Source organism: Mesorhizobium silamurunense, from assembly GCF_014843905.1.
GTDB classification, from domain to species: domain Bacteria; phylum Pseudomonadota; class Alphaproteobacteria; order Rhizobiales; family Rhizobiaceae; genus Mesorhizobium; species Mesorhizobium silamurunense.
This window is the reverse complement of the sequence record NZ_LPVS01000242.1, coordinates 1-9,908: the sequence shown is the minus strand read 5'-3', so window position 1 is coordinate 9,908 and position 9,908 is coordinate 1. Positions and strand designations below refer to the sequence as shown.

Annotated in this window: 9 protein-coding genes; 2 read left to right on the top strand and 7 right to left on the bottom strand. The window is 59.8% G+C overall.

Annotated features, from left to right (window positions below; translation table 11 throughout):
- Positions 1 to 404: 404 nt before the first annotated feature.
- Together AU465_RS33815 and AU465_RS33810 are read right to left on the bottom strand one after the other, a co-directional pair.
- On the bottom strand, positions 405 to 635 hold the full coding sequence (locus AU465_RS33815; RefSeq protein WP_192257443.1) for a hypothetical protein: 231 nt from the start codon (positions 633 to 635) through the stop codon (positions 405 to 407).
- 93 nt (positions 636 to 728) lie between these two features.
- Complete coding sequence (locus AU465_RS33810; RefSeq protein WP_192257441.1) at positions 729 to 1,031, bottom strand: hypothetical protein; 303 nt, start codon at positions 1,029 to 1,031, stop codon at positions 729 to 731.
- A gap of 218 nt (positions 1,032 to 1,249) precedes the next feature.
- Here AU465_RS33810 and AU465_RS33805 point away from each other — a divergent pair, with 218 nt between their 5' ends.
- Both AU465_RS33805 and AU465_RS33800 read left to right on the top strand, forming a co-directional pair.
- The gene (locus AU465_RS33805) at positions 1,250 to 2,392 is read left to right on the top strand and encodes a helix-turn-helix domain-containing protein (protein ID WP_192257439.1); all 1,143 of its coding nucleotides are present in this window, start codon (positions 1,250 to 1,252) and stop codon (positions 2,390 to 2,392) included.
- 250 nt (positions 2,393 to 2,642) lie between these two features.
- Positions 2,643 to 3,608, top strand: coding sequence for an ATP-dependent DNA ligase (locus AU465_RS33800; protein WP_192257437.1), 966 nt, complete (start codon positions 2,643 to 2,645; stop codon positions 3,606 to 3,608).
- Positions 3,609 to 3,680: 72 nt separating this feature from the next.
- On the opposite strand, the gene AU465_RS33795 is transcribed toward AU465_RS33800, so the two are convergent.
- The 5 genes from AU465_RS33795 to AU465_RS33775 all read right to left on the bottom strand — a co-directional run bounded on the left by AU465_RS33795 (position 3,681) and on the right by AU465_RS33775 (position 9,233).
- A complete protein-coding gene (locus AU465_RS33795; protein ID WP_192257435.1) occupies positions 3,681 to 4,583 on the bottom strand; it encodes a GGDEF domain-containing protein in 903 nt (300 codons plus the stop codon).
- Between the two features lie 8 nt (positions 4,584 to 4,591).
- Positions 4,592 to 5,038 (bottom strand): response regulator, encoded by a 447-nt coding sequence (locus AU465_RS33790; protein ID WP_192257433.1) that lies wholly within the window; start codon positions 5,036 to 5,038, stop codon positions 4,592 to 4,594.
- Positions 5,035 to 7,005: a sensor histidine kinase gene (locus AU465_RS33785; protein WP_192257431.1), complete on the bottom strand. Its 1,971-nt coding sequence runs from the start codon at positions 7,003 to 7,005 to the stop codon at positions 5,035 to 5,037. Before AU465_RS33785 ends, AU465_RS33790 begins: the two co-directional genes overlap by 4 nt.
- Positions 7,002 to 7,925, bottom strand: a complete 924-nt coding sequence (locus AU465_RS33780; protein ID WP_192257429.1) for a porin PorA family protein — start codon at positions 7,923 to 7,925, stop codon at positions 7,002 to 7,004. The genes AU465_RS33785 and AU465_RS33780 overlap by 4 nt, the downstream gene beginning before the upstream one ends.
- A 1,071-nt stretch (positions 7,926 to 8,996) precedes the next feature.
- A complete protein-coding gene (locus AU465_RS33775) occupies positions 8,997 to 9,233 on the bottom strand; it encodes a hypothetical protein (RefSeq protein ID WP_192257427.1) in 237 nt (78 codons plus the stop codon).
- Between the last annotated feature and the right edge of the window lie 675 nt (positions 9,234 to 9,908).

The window sequence follows — 9,908 nt, the reverse complement described above, 5'->3', positions numbered from 1 at the left end:
TGTAACCCATCTATCCGGAATGAACTGTCACCCATCTCTCGGGAAGGGCATACAAAACTGCGAACGTCGTGCCTCGCCGTATACGTTTCAGGCTTCTCTCCAGACACGACAAGCGATCGCAAAAGGCCGAGTTTTGAACCTCGGATGACGATTCGATCGGCCCCTATCTCGTCCCGCCGCACAACCTTCTGGACATGGAGCTAGGGAACGTGCCGTCCGCGCGGCGAAGGCCCTCCCGAGCAAGCCGGAGAAATCGGGCAAGCGCCTCCGGCGTAATCCCGGCTTCCTTTGCATCCTAGCTCTGCACGTTCCACGCCTGCACGGGCAGCGTCTCGGATTCGTTTCAACTCGCCAAGCTGCGCACCCTCGGTCAAGCCCGAGGGCAGGCTTTTGGGCGACACGCACTAATGCGCGGTTCCCGCGAGCTTTTGCCGACGAGACCTGACCGCGTCCAGCAGTTCGCGTTCGCTGGTGTGAGCATTTCGAAAGATGGCCACAACCAATACCGCTAAAACTTCGGCGGCCGGGTCCAGGGGGTCGAGCTGTTCATCCGCGCAGACCTGATTGAACACGCGTTCGCAAACAGCCAGATCGAGAGGGCTAAGACAGGTGCGATTAAAGCGCTGACGCAGCATTTGAGCGAACCTTTCAGGGCCCGCCGCCCGTGCTTTGCGGCGGGCTTTTATCACTGAGGCTTGAGCGATGTCGTCCACAGCTTTCTAGTAATATTACTCCATACTCGGCGATTGGGTTGTCAATAATCCCAAAATCTGTGCGCACTCGCGAGATCTATATTGTCCAGCTGTCATCAGCTGGTAATAGTCTTGCCGCTTGTTTTCCGGTATACGAAAGCCGCGCCGAAATTCAGCCGCCTCTTTTGGAGTTCTTGTACAGCCAAGTTTGCTGGCGCTGACTTTCAAACTCGCCAGTGAGCATCCGAGCTTTGCGGCAATGTCCTTCAATGGTTCGTTATTAACGTATCCATCAAGAATTATCTTGCGGCGAGCTTCTCCTTTGAGCTTTTCGTTCATTTCGTGGTCTCCTCAACGTCGCTTTCACGATGTCGGATTCTATAGGCACCAGTCTGAAGAGTGTCGTTAGCTTCGCATCCAGAAACTTATCTCGGGATGCATTTCTTGCTGTAACCGAGCGTGATCGAAGATGCGGTCGACAGGCTTGCCAGATACCTGGGATACACCACATGATTGCGGGGGCATGGGCATACCGGAATCGGATATGGCACCACGCGATGGACACTAAAGGGCAAGACGGGGCCCCTGCGAAGCAGTCGCCGAACCGTGATCGACGTCGTTGGCCGCGTGAAGCTCCATCTCACAAGGAGGCTGCTCCGTCACTCATGCCGGCGCTTAAACCTCTATCCTTTTCAACGCTCGAACTGGCACCAGAGGTTCAATTCGCCGCTTGGCAAGCGCATGTGGCGCCGCTTGTCGAGATCAGGTTGCCGGATAACAAATCGCTGGAGGACGGCTTCCCTGCCACCCACACGGCTTGGAATCTTGGGGGCATGCTGATCGTTGAACAGCGGGCGGCGGCGCACAGTTATATGCGTTCTGCGGCGAAGCTTCGGTCCAGCTCGATCGATCACTGGTATATCGTCTTGCCACATACTGGCCAGTCATGGACGGAAGTCGATCGCCGCGTTGCGGAAAGCCAGCCGGGCAAATTGGAGTTGAGGTCGCTTGGTTACCCGTTTCGCGGAAGGTCAACGGAATCCGAAAGTCTCGTTCTCTATTTGCCGCGTGATTTGTTCGCCGATGCGGCGGCAACCCTAGATGCAAACAACAATTCAATTCTTTCCGGCAACTTTGCTAACCTTTTGATCGACTACGTCGACAGCGTCGCAACAAGACTCCGCAGCCTCACGGCAGACGACTTGCCCCGCATCGTGCACGCAACGCGCAGCATGATCATTGCGTGCCTCGCGCCTCCGGCCGAACATGCCGCCGCGGCCGAACAGCTGGCGAGTGTCACGCTAATGGAGCGGGCGCGTCGATACGTCCAAAACAACCTGGACGCGGCTCGTCTGACGCCGGATTCAATGTGCAGGGCGCTCGGTGTTTCGCGGTCTCGTCTCTATCAGTTGTTCGAACCGAGCGGCGGTGTTCTCCATTACATTCAAAGTCGCCGACTTCTGGCAGCCCATATTGCGCTGAGCGATCCGGCGGACAGCCGGCGAATTGTCGAAATTGCCGAAGCCTTCGGGTTTAGTTCACCGGCCAATTTCAGCCGCGCATTCAGCAAGGAATTCGGTTACAGCCCGCGCGAGGGCCGCAGCACGGTGGTGTTGCCGCGCCCCGCCCACTCTGTTTCGCTTGCCGAGCACGATAAGGGCTCTTCCTTTGAAGGTTGGCTCAAGGCGCTCGGAAGCTGAGCGCTGGACCGGTGGTGATAGAGCCCTGGCGGTAATGCCGCCATTGGCGCGCGGGGGACTGGCCTGAGGCAGCCTGAAACAGCACAGGCCAGTGGGGGACGGACCAAGAGTGCCGCGCCGACAGCGAGATATGTACCCCAGGATAACTATTTGGATGCGAAGCTAACGACAATTCGGTGGCCTCGGATGTAGATGTTCGCAATGGCTTAGCGGGGGCTCGGCACAGGCGGCAGGCGTCCAGGTTGGGGGGATGTCGAGCCGCCTGTGTCGATCGCGCCCGCCGCCGCGCGGTCGAAGGTGTTCGTCATTGAGTAAGCGTGCCAAGATCAGCGTCGGCCGGCTGGAGTTCATTCCACCGCAGATCCCTGCTCTGGTCGAGCAACCGCCCAAAGATGAGGGATGGGTTCACGAAGTCAAGTTCGACGGCTACCGGACGCAGATCATCATCGATCAAGGCGGCGTGCGTCTTTACAGCAAGAACGGCCATGACTGGACCACGAAATACTGGCCCATCGCGCTGGCAGTCGAACTGCCATGCAGGGCTGCCATTCTCGACGGCCAGATCATTGTGACCGACGAGAGGGGCGCTCCCGATTTCCACGGGCTGGAAGCCGCGATCTGGAACGAGCCGAGCCGCCTGGTGTTCGTTGCGTTCGACATCCTCCATCTCGATGGTCGCAATCTTGCCCCCTTGCCCCTGCTGCAGCGCAAGCAGGCGCTGTGGCAACTGGTCGAGCCCGGCATCGGCAAGATCCAGTACAGCGAGCATTTCGAGGGCGATGCGCTGGCTATTTTCCGCACCATGGAGAAGATGGGGCTTGAAGGCATCATCTCGAAGCGCGCTGACAGCCACTACCGGAGCGGACCGTCGAAAACATGGGTGAAGGCGAATTATTTCGAGGAAGCCGATTTCGAAGTGCTGGGCGTCGTTCGAGAGCCAGGTGCGGCTCCAATGGCCCTGATGGCCACGAATGATGGCGAAAGACGGTATGTCGGCAGCGCTGTCATCGCCTTGAACCCGTCAATTCGAGACCGACTGTGGCAGCGGGTCGAGAAGATGGCAGGCCCGCCGCCGCGGAGCGTCAAGAAACCTGGGGCGCAATGGGTGAAGCCGGGCCTTGTCGGCCGGGTCCGCTATCTCAAGGGCGAAGGTCCCCTTCGCCATGCCACGCTGAACGATGTGCGCGAAGACCAACCGCGCCATGGGCGGCGGTAGCAACTGCCCCGCCACGGGGCTGGCAAACGCTGACCGCCATGACAGACTCAAAAGTTAGAGGGACCCAACGGCTCACGCTCTGGCTTTCTTGCGGTTGTTTTTGTCGAGGTACATCGCTGCGTCCGCTTCAGCGATCAGTTCATCGATCGACCGCGGCGATCCCGTTGCTGGGTCGTAATAGGCGAAACCGAGACTGAGGAGGAGCTCCGGCTCACCAGCCGCTTGACGGTTATGCGCCGCCAAGGCGTTCGCGAGGCGGAGACGCAGGGCATCAATATCGGACTTTTCAACGCCAGCGGTGATCGAGACAAACTCATCCCCACCAAGTCTGGCGATCACGTCGGATATCCGAAACGCGGAACGCAGGACTTCCCCCGTTCTAATCAGGGCCCGGTCGCCGGCCTTATGCCCAAAACGGTCATTGATGTGCTTCATGCCGTCCAGATCTATGAATGTCACCACCAGTCCCGATCCCGGTCCAGTTCCGGCGGCGCGCTTCACCATTTCCTGGGCGAGAGCCACAAAACCACGACGGTTGTAGAGGCCCGTCAGTTCGTCTGTGAGCGACTGATCCCGCACCTCCAGCATCATCCGGTGACGTTCACGGGCATAGCGGATGGCGCGCGTGATTTGCCGCCCATCGATTTGCCCCTTGACCAGATAGTCCTGCGCGCCGTCCCGAACCGCCTGGATCGCCAACCTCTCGTCATTGAGGCCAGTCAGCACAATGACCGGGACTGAGGGCGCGGTTGCCCGAAATTGGCGAAGCGCATCCAAGCCCATACTGTCGGGGAGGAACAAATCGAGCAATACGAGATCGAAGGTCTGGTCAGCGAACTGCTGCAAGCCAAGCGCCAGGCGATCCGCAGCAGAGATCACGAAGCTTGTATCCTCGGCCGCGAGCAGTTCCCGGATCAGACGGACATCGCCAGGGTTGTCCTCGACAAGCAGAATCCTGAGTGCGTTTTCTTCCACTTTCGCCCTTACTCCGGCGGCAACCTTACGATCGAGAGCCAGAAATACTCGATTCCCTGCACAACGCGTACGAATTCATCCAGATCCACGGGCTTGGTGATGTAACAGTTGGCGTGGAGGTTATAGCTGGCGATGATATCCCTCTCCGCCTGCGACGTGGTCAGGACAGCGACCGGGATGCGTCGCAAGTTCTCATCTTCCTTTATTTCGGCGAGGACCTGGCGACCATCCATGCGAGGCAGGTTGAGGTCGAGCAGGATCAGGTCGGGGCGCGGCGCGTCGGCATATTGTCCCTCACGCCGAAGAATGGCCATGGCTTCAACCCCGTCTTGCGCGACATTGAGTTCATTGCGCACTTTTGCGTCTCGCAAGGCCTCGATAGTGAGCCGAGCGTCGCCGGGATTGTCCTCAACCAAGAGGATATTGATGGGTCGCCCGGTTGTGCTGTTGTTCATATTCGATCCATTTCATGCGTTGAAGCGCTGGAAACTGATTGTGGTACTGGGCCGGGTTCCTCCCGACAAGGAAGCGTGAAGAAAAAGGCCGAGCCGCGATCCAGTTCCGACTCGACCCAAATCCGGCCACCGTGGCGCTCCACCACCTTCTTGCAGATAGCCAGGCCAATTCCTGTGCCCGGATATTCGGCCCGTGTATGCAAGCGTTTGAAAATCGCGAAGAGCCGGTCGATGTACTTGGGATCGATGCCGATGCCATTGTCCGACACCGAAAACACCCATTCCTGGCCCTCTCGCCGTGCCGCAATGTCAACCTCCGGGATTTGGTCGCGACGGAACTTGATGGCGTTGCCGATCAGGTTTTGGAAGAGCTGAACCATCTGAAAGTTGTCGGCGACAATAGTGGGTAGTTCGGGTTTGCGGATGATCGCACGGTTCTCGACCTGGGCGGCGTGAAGGTTCGCCAGCGCACGCTCGACCACGACGTTGCAATCGATAGCTTCGAAAGCGTTGGCCTGCGTGCTGACGCGCGAATAGGCCAATAGGTCGTTGATCAATGCCTGCATCCGTGCAGCGCCATCCACAGCGAAATGGATGAACTCGTCGGCGTCGGCGTCGAGCCGTCCCTTGTATCGCCTGCCCAGCAACTGGGTATAGCTTGCCACCATTCGCAGCGGCTCCTGCAGATCGTGCGAAGCGACATAGGCAAAACGCTCCAGCTCAACATTCGAGCGGGCCAATTCACTTGCCCGCAAGTCAAGCTCCCGGGTCTTTTCGGCGACCCTCTGCTCCAGGGTTGCCGCATGGGCGCGCAGCTCGCCTTCGCGATTTGCAAGGGCAGCGGTCATGGCATTGAAGGCGCGCGCCAAACGGCCGATCTCGTCGTTTGACGACTCCGGCAGCGTCACGGCCCTCTCGCCGCGCGCGACCCGCCTTGCGCCCGCCTCGATAAGGCGAATGGGATGCGTGATCGTTCGGGCCAGGAATCCGGATATTCCGACCGCTGCCAACATGAGCACGCCGCCTGCGATGGTCAGGTCATGGCCAAGTTCACGAATTGTGGCGAAGGCTTCCGCCTGATCGAGCTTCGTGATGAGACACAAACCGTATCTCGGAATCCAGCGAAAGACCGTGATGGCGGGAACGCCGCGGTAGTCGTTCGAGACGTCCAGTCCGTCATTGTGCTCAAGACAGCGTCGAGCTGCAGCGCTTCCATCCAAGGTGAGACCGCCTTTGGCGACGCCGCCGAGCAAGCGCGGCCTGCTGGCAAACTTTCCGTCGATGCTGATCAGGTAAGCCTCGTCGGTCGCCCGTAGCCCGGCGCGTCGATCGACGGTCGCCGCCAAACTCTCGGTGCCGAGCCGGGCGACCAAAACAGCGACAAGCTCACCATCTCGGGCACGCAGGGGCGTGGACAGGAACGGCGACAGCGAGGTGGGCTTGCCCGACTGGTCCGGCTGCAGGTAAAGGCCGGGCCGGATCTTGCCGTTGCTGAAATAGGGTTCGCCAATCCCTGAGCGATTTCGATCGTTAGGGTCGGTCACCAATAAGACCCTGCCCGATGCCGGCTCCATTATGAAAAGAGCGTCGTAGTCGCCCCCTTGTCCCGTGCGCACTGTGAGCTCATCGGCAAAGCGCGCCCAGTCGTCGGAAGTGGCTCCCGGGGGAAGACGGGCAAGCCTGGTTACCTGCTCGACGATGTGTGGCGATTCGCTGAGCGCCCGCAGTTCACCCAACCGCTCGTCGAGCCAGGTCTCTATCGACGCCTGCTTTTCCAGGGCGCGAGCCTGGAGTTCGGCCGCAATGCTGCCCTCAAGGGCCGCTTTGCCCCGATCGTAGCCCAGCCACCCGGTCACGCCGAGGAGAATCGCGGAAAAGATCGCGAAGATCAGAGTGAGCTTTTGCGAGATTCCGAGCCGTGCACTTGGCCGGGCTTCCCGCCCATCGACATGAGGCCGGGCTTTCATCCTACGGACGCTGGCTTGCCGCGGCGAAGCCGCAGCGCCCCGATCCCCAGCCAGGCGACAGCCAGCCCGATCCCGCCAATGGGCAGCCAACTTTCCGTCGCCAAAATGCGCAGTCGGGCCTCAGCGGCAAGGCTCAACAAGTCGGACCTGGACTGCGCGGTGTAGCGAGCCTGCCAAACACTGAAGTCTCCCGCGAACTTCTTGGTGGCCGGATCAACGAAATAGCTGTGGCCACGATCCAGCATATCGACGAGGATGCCTGAGACGGGCTCGATCCACAGGTAACCCTCTCCGTCGGTCCCTACACCGTATCGCTCGGATACATCGGGAAGAAATTCATAGGCGCTTGTCTCATCCAGGCCGGCGACGGTGAACCGGTAGACTGCGACCGTTACCCCGTCCACCACCTCGCTGCGATCGAACGCCAGATGCCGTGGACCGCTGTAATAGGGGTCCCAGACCTCATCGATGGAGCCTTCGAGCCGCGGGGGGAAAAGGAATTGCCCACTGCGGCTGACATCACCATAACCGGCCACGTTTTTCCGGGTCCTGCGGTCGACCCCATAAAGGCCGGTGGTCTGGTAATTCACCTCTCCGCTGTCGTTCGACCAGTCGACATGGCTCTGAACGATGGCGACGCCGTCGGTCGAGCTCAGCACCTGGTCGACTCGCCGGCCCTTCTGGTGAAACGTCGTCAGGGCGGCGTCGAGCGTCTGGCGAAAGCTGCTATCTGACTCTAGGACGACGCTGCTCCCGTAGTCGGTCGGTAGCTTCTCCCATGCCGGTCCCACGACCAGTCGTAAGAATAACGCCCCGCAGATGAGGATGGCCGGGGGCACAAGCACCCACATAAGCCCTTGCGAGCGGCGTGATGGCCGGGTATCGACCGTTGCCACCGCGCGCTCAGCGTCAGCTTCCATCGTAATTTCCCCGGGGCGCACGACTGACGAGAAGCTTACAGCAGGGCCCACTGTGCCACAACCAAGCTCGTCGTGCTGTCCTCAGCCGATCGTTGGCAGCTGCAGCATATTCGCCGCCATTTAACGTTTGCTAAATAGTCGCTTGCGATGGCGTCCGGCTCATCGTCGGTCCAAGGCGTGCCGATCTTCGGTGGAGCGGCATCGCGCATCACTCCTAACGCCATCCAATGTCGACGTGACCAACCAGTTCTGCGACCGCACCACGTGCCGCGTCTTGGGCGAGCGCGACTGCCCGTTTCCGGGGGATGGTTTCGGCCCACCGGACAATCGGATGCGCTCCCAAACAGCGTCGAACACGTTTTTGATGAGCTGATCGGCCTGCAGCGGCGGAGACGGCCGAGGTCGAATTAGCGCGCCGTTTGGATGGCACGGCTGCTTCGCCTCGCTGGAAACGTGGCCGTTGGAGTCGCAATTGGCGTCGGGATTGCGGTTGGCCTAGCCATAGCAGGCATCTAGGCTTTCTTATCGCCGTTTGGATTTTGTACCGGCGCCTCTCGCACGTCTCGCGGTGGCGGGTCGACATGCTGAGGCTCTGGCGCGTCTTTGTCGTGAGGGCCGACATGGACCTTCTTAGGGTCTGGCTTCGGCGGGGGCCGCCCTTTGCTTTGCTCCGTCATCAGCGCTCTCCCTCCCTTGCCTGAAAACAGGGTAGCCGCACTGTTTGTTCCGATTGCGCCAAGCCAAATAGCAGCCAGGTCCCAATTGGGGTGCCAATCCTTCCTGCGAAATTGGCAGGCCCGCGCGACAAGGCGGGGATGGGGAAGCGTCCGTGCCGGTGGCTAGTGGAGCGGTTTGGACGAGCAAAGACATTATCCTCGCGATCATCGCGACAGGGTTGATGAAGCCCTTAGTACGTGCGGCCAATCTGAATGCGGCGCGTTCGCGCTCCATCGCGCGATCTGGTCGGCCGCTCTCCTATGACACCCCTAGTATCACCGAAGCGTCCGTCGCGCTCAGGCGCCTGCCTATGGCCCGCTGCTCGGCGGCAGCCGGCCGTTGTTGCCCCGGCTATCAGCCCAAAGTGTTTATCTGGGAAAGATCTGCGATGTCGCCATAGATCATCGAACCTTTGACGAGAAAACACTTGTCGCCGAGGACTTCGAAGAGTGAGCTTGACGCGGTGCAAACCGGAAGGTTCTTCGAATTGGCGTACGTGCCGAGGGTCGCGGTTTGGACCCTGCGGTCCTTGGCTTCGGCATAGCCGACGCTGATCGCGAGGATAGCGATAGCAATGAGAGTCTTGCTCATATTTAGCCCCAGAGCCAGCGGGCTTCTTACAGCAAAACCGGGTTGCCTCCCTCATGCATCAAGGTAGCACCGTCCTGTGGTGCTTCCATCCATCGATTGGATGACGCGAGCTCATCTATATTAGCTATCAACCTGAGCGCGCCACACGGAGCCAGACCAGCGCGCGTTCCCTTGGAATGTATCGTTTTACTCAATCCCCAATTGGTGGACTCCTACGGTACATCGGCAGTTAGTTTCTGCATCAAAGCTAAAAAGGGGAAAGAGGGCCTCGAACCGGGAGGAACGACGTTGTCTGCGCAAAAAGAGGACTATCGAACCAACAGAGCCGACTATGTGATTGCCGCGATGCAAGGCCGATCGACCCCTGATAACAGTCGCGACGAGAAACTGAAGGCCATCTGGCTAAGAGACCGGCGTTTCGCCAGATTGGCCGCAAATCCGTGTGAAAGCTTGCCACCTAGAGCCAGACCGCCGCACGGTTAGTTAGGCGCGTGCGGCGCTTGGTGCCGCTCACATCGCCGCTATCACCGCCCTGGTGCTCGCCAGCGCGATCTGGTTCTATCTGCGCCACGACTTCATCCGCATGGCCCCCTGTCGCAGGCTTGGCTCTCTACGCGCTGCTCAGCTAGTGGTTCTCGCCTGACATAAGAGTCCGGCTTGGGATTCCCTTTCGCG

Excerpts from the sequence above, each read along its gene's own strand:
- AU465_RS33815 (WP_192257443.1), bottom strand. The coding sequence starts at position 635 with ATGCTGCGTCAGCGCTTTAATCGCACCTGTCTTAGCCCTCTCGATCTG.
- AU465_RS33810 (WP_192257441.1), bottom strand. The coding sequence starts at position 1,031 with ATGAACGAAAAGCTCAAAGGAGAAGCTCGCCGCAAGATAATTCTTGAT.
- AU465_RS33805 (WP_192257439.1), top strand. The coding sequence starts at position 1,250 with ATGGACACTAAAGGGCAAGACGGGGCCCCTGCGAAGCAGTCGCCGAAC.
- AU465_RS33800 (WP_192257437.1), top strand. The coding sequence starts at position 2,643 with ATGTCGAGCCGCCTGTGTCGATCGCGCCCGCCGCCGCGCGGTCGAAGG.
- AU465_RS33790 (WP_192257433.1), bottom strand. The coding sequence starts at position 5,038 with ATGAACAACAGCACAACCGGGCGACCCATCAATATCCTCTTGGTTGAG.
- AU465_RS33785 (WP_192257431.1), bottom strand. The coding sequence starts at position 7,005 with ATGAAAGCCCGGCCTCATGTCGATGGGCGGGAAGCCCGGCCAAGTGCA.
- AU465_RS33780 (WP_192257429.1), bottom strand. The coding sequence starts at position 7,925 with ATGGAAGCTGACGCTGAGCGCGCGGTGGCAACGGTCGATACCCGGCCA.
- AU465_RS33775 (WP_192257427.1), bottom strand. The coding sequence starts at position 9,233 with ATGAGCAAGACTCTCATTGCTATCGCTATCCTCGCGATCAGCGTCGGC.